The 16,340-nt window shown below is 37.9% G+C and carries 15 protein-coding genes and 2 riboswitches; of the genes, 14 read left to right on the top strand and 1 reads right to left on the bottom strand.

Features of this window, described 5'->3' with window-relative positions; translation table 11 throughout:
- The first annotated feature begins 64 nt into the window (after positions 1–64).
- The 8 genes from CACET_RS18550 (at position 65) to CACET_RS18515 (ending at position 9,061) form a co-directional block, all read left to right on the top strand.
- Complete coding sequence (locus CACET_RS18550; RefSeq protein ID WP_044825572.1) at positions 65–1,243, top strand: M24 family metallopeptidase; 1,179 nt, start codon at positions 65–67, stop codon at positions 1,241–1,243.
- 132 nt (positions 1,244–1,375) lie between these two features.
- Positions 1,376–1,960 carry a TRAP transporter small permease gene (locus CACET_RS18545; RefSeq protein WP_052661502.1) on the top strand — a complete coding sequence of 195 codons (585 nt, stop codon included), beginning with the start codon at positions 1,376–1,378 and terminating at the stop codon, positions 1,958–1,960.
- Between the two features lie 2 nt (positions 1,961–1,962).
- Complete coding sequence (locus CACET_RS18540) at positions 1,963–3,231, top strand: TRAP transporter large permease (protein ID WP_044825570.1); 1,269 nt, start codon at positions 1,963–1,965, stop codon at positions 3,229–3,231.
- Between the two features lie 39 nt (positions 3,232–3,270).
- Positions 3,271–4,449, top strand: coding sequence for a M20 metallopeptidase family protein (locus tag CACET_RS18535; protein WP_044825569.1), 1,179 nt, complete (start codon positions 3,271–3,273; stop codon positions 4,447–4,449).
- A gap of 64 nt (positions 4,450–4,513) precedes the next feature.
- Positions 4,514–5,566, top strand: coding sequence for a TRAP transporter substrate-binding protein (locus CACET_RS18530; RefSeq protein WP_044825568.1), 1,053 nt, complete (start codon positions 4,514–4,516; stop codon positions 5,564–5,566).
- A gap of 105 nt (positions 5,567–5,671) precedes the next feature.
- Positions 5,672–7,591 (top strand): aldehyde ferredoxin oxidoreductase family protein, encoded by a 1,920-nt coding sequence (locus CACET_RS18525; protein WP_044825567.1) that lies wholly within the window; start codon positions 5,672–5,674, stop codon positions 7,589–7,591.
- A gap of 15 nt (positions 7,592–7,606) precedes the next feature.
- Entirely contained in the window at positions 7,607–7,804 is a 198-nt protein-coding gene (thiS, locus tag CACET_RS18520) for a sulfur carrier protein ThiS (protein ID WP_044825566.1), read from the top strand.
- Positions 7,805–7,837: 33 nt separating this feature from the next.
- A complete protein-coding gene (locus tag CACET_RS18515; protein WP_052661501.1) occupies positions 7,838–9,061 on the top strand; it encodes a serine hydroxymethyltransferase in 1,224 nt (407 codons plus the stop codon).
- Between the two features lie 89 nt (positions 9,062–9,150).
- Here CACET_RS18515 and CACET_RS18510 read toward each other — a convergent pair whose 3' ends face one another.
- On the bottom strand, positions 9,151–10,065 hold the full coding sequence (locus CACET_RS18510; RefSeq protein WP_044825564.1) for a LysR family transcriptional regulator: 915 nt from the start codon (positions 10,063–10,065) through the stop codon (positions 9,151–9,153).
- Positions 10,066–10,458: 393 nt separating this feature from the next.
- Here CACET_RS18510 and buk point away from each other — a divergent pair, with 393 nt between their 5' ends.
- The 6 genes from buk (at position 10,459) to CACET_RS18480 (ending at position 15,833) form a co-directional block, all read left to right on the top strand.
- The gene (gene buk / locus CACET_RS18505) at positions 10,459–11,535 is read left to right on the top strand and encodes a butyrate kinase (RefSeq protein WP_044825563.1); all 1,077 of its coding nucleotides are present in this window, start codon (positions 10,459–10,461) and stop codon (positions 11,533–11,535) included.
- 131 nt (positions 11,536–11,666) lie between these two features.
- Complete coding sequence (locus tag CACET_RS18500) at positions 11,667–11,870, top strand: indolepyruvate ferredoxin oxidoreductase subunit alpha (protein WP_044825562.1); 204 nt, start codon at positions 11,667–11,669, stop codon at positions 11,868–11,870.
- A 31-nt stretch (positions 11,871–11,901) separates the two neighbouring features.
- Positions 11,902–12,966, top strand: coding sequence for a 3-methyl-2-oxobutanoate dehydrogenase subunit VorB (gene vorB, locus CACET_RS18495; RefSeq protein ID WP_044825561.1), 1,065 nt, complete (start codon positions 11,902–11,904; stop codon positions 12,964–12,966).
- A 2-nt stretch (positions 12,967–12,968) separates the two neighbouring features.
- Positions 12,969–13,721, top strand: a complete 753-nt coding sequence (locus CACET_RS18490; protein ID WP_044825560.1) for a thiamine pyrophosphate-dependent enzyme — start codon at positions 12,969–12,971, stop codon at positions 13,719–13,721.
- Entirely contained in the window at positions 13,718–14,320 is a 603-nt protein-coding gene (locus CACET_RS18485; protein ID WP_082058255.1) for a 2-oxoacid:acceptor oxidoreductase family protein, read from the top strand. Before CACET_RS18490 ends, CACET_RS18485 begins: the two co-directional genes overlap by 4 nt.
- A gap of 343 nt (positions 14,321–14,663) precedes the next feature.
- Positions 14,664–15,833 carry an HD-GYP domain-containing protein gene (locus CACET_RS18480; protein ID WP_158386133.1) on the top strand — a complete coding sequence of 390 codons (1,170 nt, stop codon included), beginning with the start codon at positions 14,664–14,666 and terminating at the stop codon, positions 15,831–15,833.
- 305 nt (positions 15,834–16,138) lie between these two features.
- A riboswitch (glycine riboswitch) is annotated at positions 16,139–16,241 on the top strand.
- A gap of 3 nt (positions 16,242–16,244) precedes the next feature.
- A riboswitch (glycine riboswitch) is annotated at positions 16,245–16,321 on the top strand.
- Positions 16,322–16,340: the final 19 nt, after the last annotated feature.

Here is a 16,340-nt window from a genome sequence, read left to right as displayed (position 1 = left end):
CGACAATTGACAATCTACAACCGAGGATAATAAAACTTTTGATAAAGAAGGGAGATATTAAGCAATGGAAAAAACCTTGTATTTTCAGGTAGAAGAGTATAAGGAAAGGCTCAGAAAGACACAGCAAAGAATGATTGAAAATGGTGTTGAAGTGCTTATTGCTACAGATCCTGCAAACATGAATTACCTTACTGGTTTCGATGGATGGTCCTTCTATGTACATCAGTGTATTATTGTAATGGCTGATCAAGAGGAACCTATTTGGGTAGGTAGAGGCCAAGACTCTAATGCAGCTAGACTAACGTCATGGCTTAGAGAGGAAAACATAAGACCCTATACAGATGATTATGTACAATCTTTAATTAAGCACCCAATGGATTTTGTTTCTGATATCATTAAAGAAAAAGGGTATGACAACAAGATTATTGCTACAGAGATGGATACCTATTATTATACTGCAAAATGCCAAGAGAGATTGGCTTTAGGACTACCAAGTGCCAAGTTTAAAGATGGAACAAACCTAGTAAACTGGGTAAGAATTGTTAAGTCTGATATGGAAGTTGAATATATAAGAAGAGCAGCTAGAATTGCTGAAAAGGCAATGGAAGCAGCGTTTAAGAGTGTTGATAAGGGTGTTAGACAGTGTGATGCTGCGGCAGACGTGTATCATGCACAGATCAGTGGTACAAAAGAGTATGGGGGCGACTATTCCGCGATTGTACCTCTTATGCCAAGTGGCATTAGAACCTCTACGCCTCATTTAAGTTGGACAGACGAACCTTATCAAGATGGAGAGACTGTTATTCTTGAATTATCAGGTTGCTATAGAAGATATCATTGTCCTCTGGCTAGAACCTTAATCATTGGAGATGCGCCACAAAAGGTAAGAGATCTAGAAGCTGTAGTAGTAGAAGGTCTTAGTAATGCTTTAGAAGCTGTAAAGCCTGGCGTAACTTGTGAAGACATAGAAAGAGTATGGGCGAAGAGCATAGCTAAGAGTGGATTTATTAAAGACTCTCGTATAGGGTACGCTATGGGGCTTAACTACCCACCAGATTGGGGCGAGCATACAGCTAGTTTCAGACCAGGGGATAAAACAGTTTTACAACCAAATATGACCTTCCACATGATTCCTGGTATTTGGTTATCAGATTTTGGTGTAGAAATTAGTGAATCCTTTAGAGTAACTGAAAACGGTTGCGAAACTTTCACAAACTATCCAAGAAAGTTATTGGTTAAGTAAAAAGTCTATAGAGATTTAATAGTAAAGAAAGGGGCATAGGCTTTTAGCAGAGCTGAAAACCTTTGCACAGTATTAGCCTATGCCCTAACTAATTCAGTCTTCATAGGCCTAATGGCGCGAGGAGGGAAATTAATGAATAAGTTCTTTAATCAAACTTTATCAAAATTTGAGGAATTTGTTTTAAGTTTTGCTATCATTGCTATGGCTATATTGCTTATCGTCAATGTATTTATGAGAACAGTAATGAATAGCAGTATAACATTTACAGAAGAAGTAGCACAAGCTTTACTGGTTTTGGTATCTTTTTTCGGTCTTGGATATTGTGCCAGAACTGGAAGACACATTACAATGTCGATTTTATTTGATATGGTAGGTAACAAGTACAAGAAAATAGCTATGATGATCATCTCTTTTGTTTCATCAGCAGCTATGATATACCTTGGAACCTTAGCATATAGGTATGTTTTATCTGTGCAGAACTTAGGAAGAGTTACACCCGCATTACAAATACCAATGTATCTTATCTACGCAGTAGTTCCTCTAGGATTTTTCCTAGCAGCCATCGAATATCTTAGAACATTCATATTCAACATTAAAGAGAAAAACGATCTATATATAACAAGTATCATTAAGATACCAATGGATCAAGAAATAACAACAGATCTAAATAGCTTTATCGATGCGGTATCAGAAAATACTAGCGAGGAGGAGGTATAGAGATGCTTTGGATGTTGATGGGTATCATGTTCACTTTGTTTTTATTAAATTTCCCAATGTTTATAGCCATGATCTTGGCACCATTAGCAGTAATCGTGACGTACTTTCCAAATCTAAATCCACTTCTTGCAACACAGCAGTTAATAGCAGGGGTATCCCCTATCGTCCTTTTGGCAGTACCGATGTTTATCTTTGCAGCAGATATCATGTGTGCCGGACAAACATCAAATAGACTGCTAGACTTCGTAGATACCTTTGTAGGTCATATTCACGGTGGAATGGCCATCACAACAGCGGCAACATGTACAATATTTGGAGCAATCTCAGGGTCTACTCAGGCAACAGTAGTAGCCATAGGTAAACCTATGAGGAACAGATTGCTTTCTTCAGGCTATGAGGATGAAGATACTACAGCCCTAATTATTTGCTCTGCGATTATAGCACTATTGATCCCCCCCAGTATTTCAATGATCATGTATGCTGTTGTAACGGGGGCCTCTGTAGGAGACTTATTTATAGCGGGGGTTCTACCAGGACTTCTGATCCTATTGTTCTTCTGTGTATATAACTACTTCATGGCAAAGAAAAGAAATATTCCAACAACAGAGAAAGTTGACTTTAAAGGAAAAGTAGAAGCATTTAAAAAGGCGATTGGCCCTTTAGGATTTCCAGTTGTTATCTTCGCTGGAATATACTCAGGTAAGTTTAGTCCTACTGAGGCAGCAGCTATAGGTGTTTTATATGCAGCAATTTTAGAATTATTTCTTTTTAAATCAATTAAGATTAGAGATTTTAAGAGTATTGCTCTATCTACAGCTGTAGTAACAACAGCAGTATTTATATTAGTTGCAGCAGGAAGCTTATTCTCATGGGCGATATCCTATGCTAGAATACCACAGATGATAACACAGTCTGTATTAGGAACAAATCCTTCTGCAGTAAAGATCTTGGTGACAGTAACGATATTCTTCTATATTGCAGGTATGTTCGTTGACTCTATCGTAGCCATTGTTATCTTAACACCGATCTTTTTCCCACTTGCTATGCAGGCAGGGATTCATCCAATACATTTAGGAATTATCGTTACATTACAAGCAGCTTTAGCTTCAGTAAGTCCACCTTTTGGGTGTAATATATTTACTGCCAGTGCAATATTCGATATACCTTTCTTAAAGGTAGTAAAGAGGTTGCCAGCTTATTTATTGATGCTAGTTGTTATTTCCGTAATAATTATTTTTGTTCCACAGCTATCTCTATTGCTTGTACCTTAAGGATTTTACTAAAAAGATGAAAACTGAGGTGTGTACAATATGATTGACTTAAAAAAGGAGATACAGAACTTAGAAGAAGAACTCATTGATCTAAGACGAGATTTTCATATGCATCCTGAACTAGGGTATGAAGAATTTAGAACATCAAAAATTGTCTATGACTATCTTGAAGGTCTCGGTTTGGAGGTAAAGAAAGTTGCCAAAACTGGCGTGGTAGGACTTTTAAAAGGAGACAAACCAGGAAAAACTGTGATGCTAAGGGCAGATATAGATGCCCTGCCTCAGAATGAAAAAACAGACTTGGCTTTTCAATCTACTACTCCAGGCGTGATGCATGCCTGTGGTCATGATGCACATACAGCAATGCTACTGATAGCAGCAAAAGTACTCACAAAGTATAAAGACAGCATAGAGGGAAATGTAAAGTTTGTTTTTCAGCCGAATGAAGAGGAAGCAGGAGCATTAGACATGATTAATGAAGGGGTTTTAGAAAACCCTAAAGTAGATGCAGCCTTTAGTACCCATATATGGACACCTGTGGAAAGCGGCAAGATTGGTTTATCCAGTGGCCCAGTTATGGCGGCAACAGAGGAGTTTGAACTAAGCATTATCGGTAAAGCTGGACATACATCAGCACCACATACCGCGCTAGACCCTATTTTAGCCAGTGCGAATGTGATACAAGCTCTGCAATCTATTCAGACAAGGGAAGTCAATCCTCTATTACCTATCACTATTATGATCGGTAAGGTTCACGGTGGTAGCGGCCGTAACATTATTGCAGATAGAGTAGACATAGGGGGAACCATAAGATTTTTATTTCCAGAAGAAGAAAAAGAGAAAAAGATTCTGCTAGATAGGTTTGAAAGAGTTATCAAAGGAACCTGTGATGCAATGGATGTAAAATACGAATTAAAGTATATTCCTAGCAATCCATCGCTTATGAATGACAGTAAGATGGTAGCCCTTGTAAGAGAGGCATCTAAGGAAACCTTTGGTACTGAAGAAAATATCCAGGAGTATAGATGTTTAGCCGGAGAAGACTTTGCAGAATTTACCCATCGGGTGCCTAGTGCATTTTACTTCTTAGGTACAGGAAATGCAGCGAAAAATACGCATTATCCTCATCATCATCCAATGTTTGATATTGATGAAGAAACGTTGAAGTATGGAGTAGAAATCCATGTAAGATCTGTTTTCAATTATTTAGGTCTATAATTTTTCTTGTCGACATTCAACAGTTGACAGGAAGGTAAATAATAAAATTAAGGGGGACAAGTAAATGAAAAAGATAGTTTCTTTAGCTGTGATTGCAGCACTAATGTTGACATTGTTAACTGGTTGTGGTGGTAATCAAAATTCAGGCGGTAATGCTACAGGAGAAGAAACCTACAGCTGGAGGTTTGCTCATGAAGAGATCGATGGGGATGTACAAGATGTATATGTAAAGAAGTTTAAAGAAATAATCGAAGAAAAATCAAATGGACGAATCAACATTGATATTTATCCAGTAGGGCAAATTGGAGATGCAACACAACAAGCTGAATTATTACAAAACGGGGGAATCGAGTTTGCTATCGTATCTCCTGGTAATACAGGAACATTAGTTCCAGAGAACCAATTATTCTCTTTACATTTCTTATTTACAGATGATATGGACAAAAATGCAGAAATCTTTAAAACAAGTAAGGCACTTAACGAATTGTTATCCAGCAAGTATTTAGAAAAGAACATCAAGGTATTAGCTTACTGGACAGAAGGTGCTATGCAATGGACAAGCAATAAGCCAGTAAACACACCTGAACAATGGAGAGGTATGAAGATGAGAACCATGCCTTCACCAATGATCGTTGCTGCTTACCAAGCTTATGGTGCTAACCCAACACCAGTTCCATACATGGAAGTGTACAGTGGGTTACAATTAAACATGATTGAAGGTCAAGAAAATCCATTATTTGCTATCGATCAAATGAAATTCTATGAAGTACAAAAATACTTAACATTAGCAAACTCAAACCTATATGTAACAACAACTGCTGTAAACCCTGACTTCTTCAATGGGCTACCAGAAGATATTCAAGCTATGGTTATAGAGACAGTAGAAGAGCTAAGAGACTATTCTTTTGAAATACAAGAAGAACTTAACGGTGGAGCGCTAGATAGAATCAAAGCTCAAAGTAATATTGAAATTGTTGAGTTAACAGAGGAAGAAAGAGAAGTATTTAGAGCTGCAAGTAGATCTGCTTATGACAAGTATGTTGAAATGGTAGGACCTGCTGGTAAAGAAATTTTAGAGACATTAATCGCAGAAGTAGAGGCAATAGAAGCAAGATAATAGGTTCTTTATTAAAAGGTGTCCCAAGGGAAAGTAATTTCCCTTGAGACATTTTAAAGTAGGATATTTTCGACAATAAATATAGACCAAAAGGAGGGGGAACATATGAATCTGTTTCCTGAGGCAAAAATATTAGACGTAGATTTATCAACTGGAACAATCACAACAAAAACCCTGCCTGGAGAAATTTATAGACTTTACCCAGGTGGGTCAGCACTGGGGCTTTATTTAGCTCTACAGGAGATAAAACCAGGAATAGATCCATTATCACCTGAAAATATGCTAGTGTTTTCTGTATCAGCCTTGACGGCTTTACCTATCAGTGGTATCAGTAGATTAAATGTTACAGCAAAAAGTCCTTTGACAGGAACCATGGGAGACAGTCAAGCTGGAGGATTTTTCCCAGTGCATTTTAAGGCCAACGGTTGGGATGCTGTTATGTTCCGTGGAAAGTCAGACAAGCCGGTATACCTGTACATTAACGGAGATCAGGCAGAGCTGAAGGATGCCTCAAAGGCATGGGGTAAAGTAACTGGAGAAGCAGAAGATGTGATAAGAGAAGAAATTGGGGATAAAGATATTGAGATTGCTCAAATTGGTCCCGCTGGTGAAAACTTAGTAAAGTATGCTTGTATTATTAATATGTGTAACAGAGCTAATGGAAGAAATGGTATGGGAGCAGTAATGGGTTCTAAGAACTTAAAGGCTGTGGTTGTAAAAAAAGGAAAGGCTATGAAGGCCTATGATAGTGAGAAATTTCAAGAATTAGCTAAGAGTGTTAAGGAAAGATTAGAAGAAAATGAAGCTGTAGCAGGTTTAGGTAAATATGGAACAGATGGAGATTTAGAAGGTTTCCATGAAGAAGGTTTTTTACCTACAAACAATTGGACAACAGGACATTTCCCAGAAGGGGCAAAAAATATCACTGGTTCCACAATGTATGATACGATTTTAAAGGAAAGAGATACTTGTTATGCATGTGCAGTGAGATGTAAAAGGGTAGTAGAGATCCCAGGGGTAGTAGATCCTCTTTATGGAGGACCAGAGTATGAAACCTGTGCTACATTTGGTTCTTACTGTGGGGTTACTAGCTTAGAAACTGTGTCGTTAGCAAACCAGCTTTGTAATATGTATGGTCTTGATACAATTTCATGCGGAGCCACGATATCCTTTGCAATGGAATGTTATGAGAAGGGACTAATTACTGATAAAGATACGGATGGTTTAGTATTGAAGTTTGGTAATAACGAAGTAGTTCCTGCTATTGTTGAGAAAATTGCCAAGAGAGAAGGTTTTGGAGACTTATTAGCGGAGGGTAGTTATAGAGCTGCACAAAAAATTGGAGAAGAAGCCATTCCCTTCAGTATGTCTGTAAAGGGACAAGAATTGCCAGCTCATATGCCTCAGTTCAAGCCTGCTGTTGGTTTAATATATGCAGTAAATCCTTTTGGCGCAGATCATCAATCCAGTGAGCATGATGTATTCTTAGTAATGCCAGAAGACAGTAGAGAAAGACAACGACTAGCTCAGCTAGGGGTATGGAAGGGATACGATAATCCTTTCGTAATAGATGAAGAAAAAGTAAGGTTCGCATTAGACAGTCAAAAATATTTCTCTGTATTAGATACTCTTTGTTTATGTCAGTTTGTTTGGGGTCCATCATGGGAACTTTATGGCCCAGATGATATGGTAAACCTATGTAAGTATGGTTTAGGATGGGATACCTCTATCTATGAGCTAATGATGGTAGGCGAGAGAAGAATCAATATGATGAGGTATTTTAACGCAAGAGAAGGCTTCACCAAGGAAGACGATCAGTTACCACAAAGAATTTTTGAGCCTTTTAAAGATGGTCCTTCCAAAGGTGTTTGTGTAGATAAAAAAGCCTTTGAAGAAGCCAAAGAGCTATATTATGCATTGGCAGGTTGGGATCAAGAAAAAGGAAACCCAACAGATACAGTATTGAAAAAGTTATCTTTGGGTTGGTTGCTTGAAAAGAAAGAAGGAAAAAATTCAGTAAACTAAATCGGAGGGAAGGTCATGGAAATACAAGTAAACAAAGAAGTTCTTTGTATTCCCCCTGATTATACGATAGACATGCTTTTAAAACACATTAACTATACCCACTATGTGGCTGTATTTGTAAATGGCAAACAACTACTGATGAAGGAATATACACACTATAAGTTGCAGGAAAAAGATCAAGTAAAAATTATCAGGCCATTAGGTGGCGGTTAGAAAGTACTATATTTATTGAAGGGGGACATGACAATGTTCAAAACCACAAGGGATATCGATAATCTTTTAAAAAAACATATCAGCTATAGAGAAGGATGCTTAAACTTAATTGCTTCAGAAAATTATGCAAGTGAAAAGGTGCGTGGCTATTTAGGAGGAGACTTTGGTAATAGATATGGCTGTTATGCTACGCTGAAGCCAGAAGAAAGAGAGTATACAGGCAATAAGTATATTCATGAATTTGAGATGGCTACACAAGAACTTGTAAAGGAAGTATTTCAAGCAAAATATGCAGATTTAAGACCTATTGGAGGTCACATGGCAGGGATGGGGGTAGTACTTGCTCTGCTGGAGCCAGGGGATTTGGTCATCGAAGTTAGTTTAAGTGATTGGGGACATGGCCTAGTTGGTCCAATGTGTCAAGTAAGACAATTTGATGAAACTATCAAAGTAGAATATATGGTATTTGATGAAAATAGAGCCGTAGACGCTGAAAAGCTTAAAAAGCAAGCTTTAGAAAAGAAGCCTAAAATGATCATTTTTGGTGGATCCGGGACATTGTTCCCAGAGCCAGTGAAGGAGTTAAGAGAGCTGGCAGATCAAGAGGGAATTATATTAGCTTACGATGCTTCTCATGTTACAGGATTAATTGCTACAGGCGTATTTCCAAACCCATTAAACGAGGGCGCAGACGTGATGTTCGGAAGTACACATAAATCCTTCCCAGGACCTCAAGGTGGATTTGTAGTATCAAATAATATTGAAATTATTGAAAAAATAGGAAATACTTTATCTCCTTCTCTAGTAACAAGTCATCACCTAAATCGTCTTCCAGCTTTAGCTGCATCTATACTAGAAATGAAAGAGTATGGAGAAGCGTATGCAAAGCAAGTGGTAAAAAATTCTAAAGCACTAGCGCAGGCTTTAGCAGACTGTGGGTTTAGTGTGCTAGGAGGAGGAAAAGGCTATACAGAAAGCCACTTATTATTAGTAGATGTAGGACAGTATGTTGATGCAGCTCCTGCAAAGCATTTAGAAAAGGCAAAAATCCTATGTTCTGATGATTTCTCAGGAAACAGCCCAGAAATCAGAATAGGAACACCAGAAGCAACAAGAAGAGGCATGAAGGAAGAAGAAATGAAGATCATCGCTAGCTTCTTTAAGAGAGCACTAATTGACAAAGAAGCACCAGAAACAATTGCAAAAGACGTAGAAGCTTTTAGCAGACAGTTTGTTGGATGCCAGTATTCCTTCTAGTTAAAAAGTGACAAAGAAATAATTTTTTCCAAACGGTACTAAATGTTTAGTACCGTTTTTTTATGTGCGAAATTTTCTAAATGGATTTCCTATATTTCATCAAGTGGTTTATTAAATCCTTCTTTAACATAGGCTAGCTCTTTTAAAAACAAAGGTATAGAAGGATTGGTATTCTTCTTTCTCCAAGCAATCACCAACTCGTCTTGGGCCTCTTCACCTTCAACGTCAAGAAAGCGAAGACTAGGACTCGAATGAAGCTGCAAACTTTTAGGAAGAATAGCGATTCCTATCCCAGCCTCTACTAATAGCAGTACTGTATTAAGAAGTCTAGGCTCCGCAACAATATTAGGAGAAAAACCACTGCTGGCACACATCAGCAGGGTTTTATTAAACCCTTGAGGAGATTCTCTTCTGTTGACAGTAATAAATCGTTCTTCAGATAATTCACAGATATTAAGCTTACTTTTATTTGCAAGAGGGTGGTCACAATGCATGACTACCGAAATCTTTTCCGTAAATATGCTTTTCTTTTCAATACCTCCAATATTATCAAGACCAAATGCAAGTGTGAAAACTACATCCAACTCTCCAGTCTTGAGGGCTTCTATCAACATACCATGATGAAATTGATCCAAATACAGGTCTACTTTGGGATGGGTGCGACGAAATTGTCTAATGAGAGAAGGTAAGAAATTTCTTTCTGCATAGCCTAAAAAGCCTATTTTCAAACCTCCAATAATACCTAAGTCCGCTTGGCGGGTTTTTTCTATAGCTTCTTCAGATTTACTTATAAGACGAAGTGCTTCTTCTAAAAAAACAGCCCCTGCGCTGGTGAGTTTTACGGAACGTTTATTACGAAGAAATAGCTGTACGCCTATCTTTTTTTCCAAATCAGCAATCTGCTGACTCACAGCAGACTGGGCAACAAAAAGATGTTTAGCAGCCTCTGTAAAGTTTAAATGCTCTGCAACCGCAATAAAGTAGTGCAATTGTCTTAACTCCACACAACCCTCCTCCAATCTAATCATAGGCTATTTAACCCACTATCGCATACTAAGCTGTAAAAGTTTTATTGCAACTTATATATCAAATACTTTATTGAGTAAATAATAACATTTAGCATTAGTATGATCAAGATAAATCGCTTTTACTTATTACTGAGATAGTATTCAAATATTTCACAATTTCTAAAATATTATATATTCTAGTATTAAGAAGAAATTTTATTGTTTAAAATTTTTTTGCAATCTATTTTTTTAACAATACAAGAAAACGTTTTCCAAGACCGATAGATAAGCAAAAATATTTAAAGTTACTAAAAGTAACTTTAAGAATTTTTCAACAGCACATTTAATCGTGAATACTTTAATTAGACATAGAAAAAGGAGACGGTAGATATGAAATTTTCAACAAACAGAGTATTAGTAATTAATCCAGGTGCCACCTCTACAAAAATAGCTGTATATGATGAGGAAGTGGTACTTTTAAAAAAAACAGTGGAACACCCTATACAAAGTTTAGAAAAATTTCCTCGACTCATTGATCAATATTCCTATCGCTTAGATTTAATTTTACAAATTCTTAAGGAGGAGAAAATTTTTCTTGAAACCTTGACAGCAGTAGTAGGTCGTGGAGGATTACTGAAACCTTTAGCTGGTGGAACTTATGCAGTCAATGAAAAAATGATAGAGGATTTAAAAAAAGCAGAACAAGGAGAGCATGCTTCTAACTTAGGAGCGGTGATGGCTGCAAATTTAGGAAAATCATTAAATATTCCGGCCTTCATCGTAGATCCTGTTTCTGTTGATGAGATGGAGCCAGTGGCTAGGGTTTCTGGATTGGCGGATATAAAAAGAATTAGTTTATCTCATGCTCTAAATATGAAGGCTGTGGCGCGTAAGGTAGCAAAAAAAATGAATAGGAGATATGAAGAAGCCAACTTCATTGTTGTTCATCTAGGTTCAGGTGTTTCTGTTACTCCCCACAAAAAAGGAAAAATGATTGATGTCAATAACGCTAAGGCAGAAGGTCCTTTTTCACCAGACCGTTGTGGGGGATTGCCAGCGGATCAGCTAGTAAATTTATGTTTTTCGGGAAAGTACACCCATGAGGAATTAAAGAAAAAGTTACTTGGTAAAGGCGGGCTCTATTCTTACTTTGCTACCACAGATGTTCGTCAGGTAGAGGCAATGGCAGAGGATGGAGATGTGCAGGCAGATATCGTATTGGAGGCATTGGCCTATCAGGTGGCCAAGGAGATTGGTGCCATGGCTACGGTTTTGATGGGGGAGGTAGATAGGATAGTTCTAACAGGTGGCATTGCTTATTCACAAAGAATCGTTGCTGATATTATGAAGCGAGTTAAGTTTATTGCTCCTGTAGAAGTTGTAGCAGGAGAAGAAGAATTGGAGTCCTTGGCACTAGGTGCTTTAAGAGTACTACGGGGAGAGGAAGCAGTAGCTCAATATAGTTAGTAAGCATTAGCGTAAACTTAGGCCATAATTTGTCATCCTTCAACATCCTCAGGATGACAAATTGAAAGGGTTGATAGAGATAATTAGCTTAGTTTAACGTCTATAAGCTAGTAATTAAAGGAGGGATTGCTGTGGCAAAGGTGAGTATATTGGAGAAGTATTGTAAAAGCTGTGGTCTTTGTATTGATGTCTGTCCTAAAAAACTCTTAGAGATTGGAGATAAAAGCAATCAAAAAGGATATTTCACAGTGATTTGTAAGGATCAAGATAAATGTACAGGGTGTGCCCTATGTGGTATGGTTTGTCCTGACGTAGCGATAGAGGTCTATAAGTAGAGATATATTAAGAAGGGAGATAAAATCAGCTATGGAAAGAATACTCATGAAGGGCAATGAAATCATTGGAGAAGCTGCGATTCGTTCGGGATGTAGATTATTCTTCGGATATCCCATCACACCCTCAACAGAGGTGGTAGAATATTTATCTAAACACTTGCCACAGCAGGGGGGAACAGTATTGCAGGCAGAAGATGAAATTGCAGCTATTAGTATGTGCTATGGGGCTGCGGCTACAGGGTCTAGAGTAATGACGGCATCATCAAGCCCTGGAATTAGCTTAAAACAAGAGGGAATTTCCTATAGTGCAGCAGCAGAACTTCCTATAGTGATTGTAAATGTTAACCGTTGCGGTCCAGGGTTAGGGGGATTAGGTCCAGCTCAATCTGATTACTTCCAATCAACAAAGGGCGGTGGTCACGGGGATTATAGATTGATTGTATTGGGTCCCTCCAATGCCCAAGAGCTCTATGATTTTACTATGGAGGCCTTTGATTTAGCAGACAAATATCGCAATCCAGTTTTGATTTTGTCCGATGGTTTTTTAGGACAGACGATGGAACCCATCATTTTAAAGGATAGGCCTAAGATGCCAGAGCTAGATAGAAGCTGGACAGTAGGAGGCTGCAAAGGTAGAGAAAAACGTATTGTAGCAAGTTATTCTTTAACCAATGAAATCGGTGAAATGAACAATCAGAGGTGGGAGGCAAAATATAAGAATATTGAAGAGCGGGAACAGCGGTGGGAGGCTTTTTATACTGAGGATGCGGAGTATCTTTTGGTGAGTTACGGAACAACCGGAAGAATATGCAAGAGTACTGTGCTAAATGCACGTAAAAAAGGAATAAAACTAGGGTTGATTCGCCCAATTACCCTATGGCCGTTTCCTAATAACGCTTTTCTGCCCCTTATAGATAAGATAAAAGGAATCGTAACAGTCGAGTTAAATACAGGACAGATGATCGAAGATGTTAAGCTTGCTGTAGCGTGTAAAATGCCAGTGCATCTTTATCGCAGGCAGGGAGGCATGCTGCCGACAGAACATGAAATACTGGATTATTTACAAGATACATTTGGTGAATTAGGGGAGGTGTAGTAATGGAAAAGGTATTTACTAGAACAAAGGGCTTAACCGAGGTGGCTTTTTCCTTCTGTCCAGGCTGTACCCATGGTATTATTATGAGATTGATTGCAGAGGTACTGGAGGAGTTAGATATTATTGAAGATACAATAGGAATTTCCCCTGTAGGGTGTGCAGGCTTCTGTCAGGATTTCTTTAGCTGCGATTTTATAGGGGCTCCCCATGGTAGAGCACAAGCAGTGGGAATAGGTGTGAAGCGGGCACTGCCGGATAAAACCGTTTTTACTTACCAAGGAGATGGTGATATTGCCGCCATAGGAACACAGCATGCTATCCATGCTGCAGCAAGGGGAGAAAAAATTACTTCCATCATGGTGAACAATGCCATCTACGGTATGACAGGAGGACAGATGGCCCCCACCACATTAGAAGGAATGAGGACATCTACTAGTCCCTACGGGAGAAACCCTCTGACGGATGGTTTGCCTATGGACTTTCCAAAGCTTATTGCTAATCTTGAAGGGGCCGTATATGTAGCTTCTGTTTCAGTAGATTCGCCAAAACATATTATCCAAACGAAAAAGGCTATTAGAAAGGCCTTTAAGGTACAACAGGCAGGATTAGGCTTTGCATTGGTAAGTGTCTTATCAACTTGTCCAACCAATTGGGGTATGACACCCTCAGACAGCTTAAAGTGGTTAAGGGAAAATATGATGCCAGTGTATCAAATGGGAGAGTTAAAGATGACAAAGGAGGTTGAAGGTTTATGATGGATAAAATCATACTCGCAGGATTTGGTGGTCAAGGGGTTATGTTTTTAGGTAAGGTACTGGCTTATGCAGGGATGGGCTCTAATTTGGAGATTTGTTGGATTCCTTCCTACGGACCTGAAATGCGGGGAGGTACTGCTAACTGTTCTGTCATACTATCCGATGAAGAGATTAATTCCCCTGTTATCGACTATGCTGACTGTGCTATCCTATTAAACAAGCCAGCCTATGACAAATTTGCTTCCCGTATAAAGCCAGGAGGTGTACTGGTTGTAAATACTTCTCTAGCTAAGTTAGATCATGTCAGAGGAGATATAAAAATCATTGAGATTCCTGCCACTGATGTTGCTAATCAGATAGGTAATGCCAATATTGCCAATATGGTTTGCCTAGGGGCCTTACTGCCAAATCTAAAACTGATTGATGTAGAAAAGGTAGCAAAAGCTATGGAGCAGCTGACAAAACAAAAATCAGAATTACTGAAAATCAACTTGGATGCAGTCAATGAGGGAATTGCATATGTATGTGGAAACAATAGAATTGTATATACATTAGAAAAAGATAACTTTACGTGCTTGCTTGAATTGCAGAATAAGTAAATAAGTCAGTCCATCTCCAGCCTAAGGTGCTGGGATCACTATTTAAGATACTTTGTGTTATTTTGTTGACAATACAAATAAAATAGAATAATATGGAAATGATAACATTTCTCACTCGGTGCTTCCTATAAAAATTTCATAAGCGTTAACTTAAATAAGATTATTTGAAAAATTCTGTCGAACTGTCCTTTTGTTAGTTCATGAGATCCTTCAACTAAGCTTTGTTCCTCCTGGGGTGACAAATTATGGTTTAGGTTAACGTCAATGATAAAAGTTTTAAACTATTCTCAGTAAACCACGAAGTTAGCAGAGAGATAGAAAAAACAGACTAAAATAGCTGGAGGTGGGCAGTATTTTATGTAAAATAACGCAAGAACAAGAAGTGGCTATGTTACGTGAGAGAATTGATAAATTAGAAAGTAAATTACGGGAGCAATCTTTTTTAGTAGACATGACAAACATTTTAATTAAGGGACATGATTTAGATACTACCATTAAAAGTACTTTGCAACTAGCTATGGAAATTACCCATAGTGAGGCAGGGTGCTTGTACATAACAGATCCTAGTATCAGTAAACTAAAAACAGTGGAGGTAAATGGGTGTATATCAGAAAAGCTGGTAAGGGCATTTAGCAGACTGAATGAGCTTATGAATACGAAGGAATTAAATAAAATAGTAGAAGTCGATGAAAAAGATGAAGTTTTTAAAAAATTTGCTGCACTAGATAAAAGACTAGTAGCATTTATCATTATTCCTCTGGTTGTTAGTTATAATACGATAGGATATGCAGTGGTTATGCACCTTCATGATGAGGAAGATACCCATCCAAACTGCTATTCTCCTCAGGATTTAACAAATCTTAAAATCTATTCCCATCAGGCAGCTTTATTATTAGATAATACTAGGGTGAAAATCGAACAGGGAAAGAAAGAGTTCTATTTAAAAACCATTGCCAGCCTAGTAGCTGCTATTGATGCAAAAGATATCTATACCCAAAATCATTCTTCACGGGTAGCCAAAACTACGGTAATGTTTTCTAAAACCCTGGGTCTGGCAGAAGATATGATAGAAAAGATGCACTATGGAGCACTATTGCACGATATTGGAAAAATTGGTATAGCGGATGCAATTTTAAATAAACCCTCTTTTTTAACCGATGATGAATTTAACTTAATTAAAGAGCATCCCCTAAAAGGTTTTAGAATATTAGAACCCATGGAGCTTGAAACAGAGGTTTTAAACATCATCAAATATCATCATGAGAGATATGATGGTAGTGGTTATCCAGAGGGATTACAGAAACAGAAGATTCCTTTGCCAGCACGAATTGTTAGTATCGTGGATGCATGGGATGCCATGACCAGTAACCGGGCATATAGAAAAAGCTTAACACGAGAACAAGTTTTGTATGAGTTAAAAAGAGGTAAGGGTTCTCAATTTGACCCTTACTTAGTAGAAGAGTTTATTGCATTAGTTGAAAAAAACCAAGTAGATTTCTCTAGTGAAAGCTAGATTCTTCACTACCTTTAGAATTCACACGTGTTACCCACACCACGATAAACGAAAGTGTCATTCTGAGCACAGCGAAGAATCTTAAGATCCTTCGGTCGTTACCTCCTTCAGGACGACAAAGTACTACTTTCATAACAATGACAAAAGTATGAACAAGATTAGTTTCCACACAGTTTGACGTTGCTATACTTTAACAATAACAAAGAAATAAATAGAAAATTTAAAACTATTTAACTGTTGAAAAATTTGCTATAGACCTATATAATAGGAATATAATATTTTCTATCTAAAGAAATATAGACCAAATGAGAATAACGAGAGATATCTTTCAGTAGATAGCCGAAGAAGCAATATAAAAAGAGGCATCTTTTTATAGAAACTTTCAGGCAAAAGGATCGTTATTTGATGGAACTCTGGAGAGTCCGAAAAATCGGCGCCGTAGGAGAAACACATTCACGAATGTAAAACTCTCAGGCTAAAAGACAGAGGAGCATGATGACATATTTT

Source organism: Clostridium aceticum (genome assembly GCF_001042715.1).
Classification (GTDB): Bacteria; Bacillota; Clostridia; order Peptostreptococcales; family Natronincolaceae; genus Andreesenella; species Andreesenella acetica.
This window is presented reverse-complemented; position numbering and strand designations above follow the sequence as displayed.

Coding starts and splice junctions, on each gene's coding strand:
- thiS (WP_044825566.1), top strand. CDS start 7,607: ATGGAAATACAAGTAAACAAAGAAGTTCTTTGTATTCCCCCTGATTAT.
- CACET_RS18485 (WP_082058255.1), top strand. CDS start 13,718: ATGATGGATAAAATCATACTCGCAGGATTTGGTGGTCAAGGGGTTATG.
- CACET_RS18550 (WP_044825572.1), top strand. CDS start 65: ATGGAAAAAACCTTGTATTTTCAGGTAGAAGAGTATAAGGAAAGGCTC.
- CACET_RS18540 (WP_044825570.1), top strand. CDS start 1,963: ATGCTTTGGATGTTGATGGGTATCATGTTCACTTTGTTTTTATTAAAT.
- CACET_RS18530 (WP_044825568.1), top strand. CDS start 4,514: ATGAAAAAGATAGTTTCTTTAGCTGTGATTGCAGCACTAATGTTGACA.
- CACET_RS18545 (WP_052661502.1), top strand. CDS start 1,376: ATGAATAAGTTCTTTAATCAAACTTTATCAAAATTTGAGGAATTTGTT.
- buk (WP_044825563.1), top strand. CDS start 10,459: ATGAAATTTTCAACAAACAGAGTATTAGTAATTAATCCAGGTGCCACC.
- CACET_RS18490 (WP_044825560.1), top strand. CDS start 12,969: ATGGAAAAGGTATTTACTAGAACAAAGGGCTTAACCGAGGTGGCTTTT.
- CACET_RS18515 (WP_052661501.1), top strand. CDS start 7,838: ATGTTCAAAACCACAAGGGATATCGATAATCTTTTAAAAAAACATATC.
- CACET_RS18535 (WP_044825569.1), top strand. CDS start 3,271: ATGATTGACTTAAAAAAGGAGATACAGAACTTAGAAGAAGAACTCATT.
- vorB (WP_044825561.1), top strand. CDS start 11,902: ATGGAAAGAATACTCATGAAGGGCAATGAAATCATTGGAGAAGCTGCG.
- CACET_RS18525 (WP_044825567.1), top strand. CDS start 5,672: ATGAATCTGTTTCCTGAGGCAAAAATATTAGACGTAGATTTATCAACT.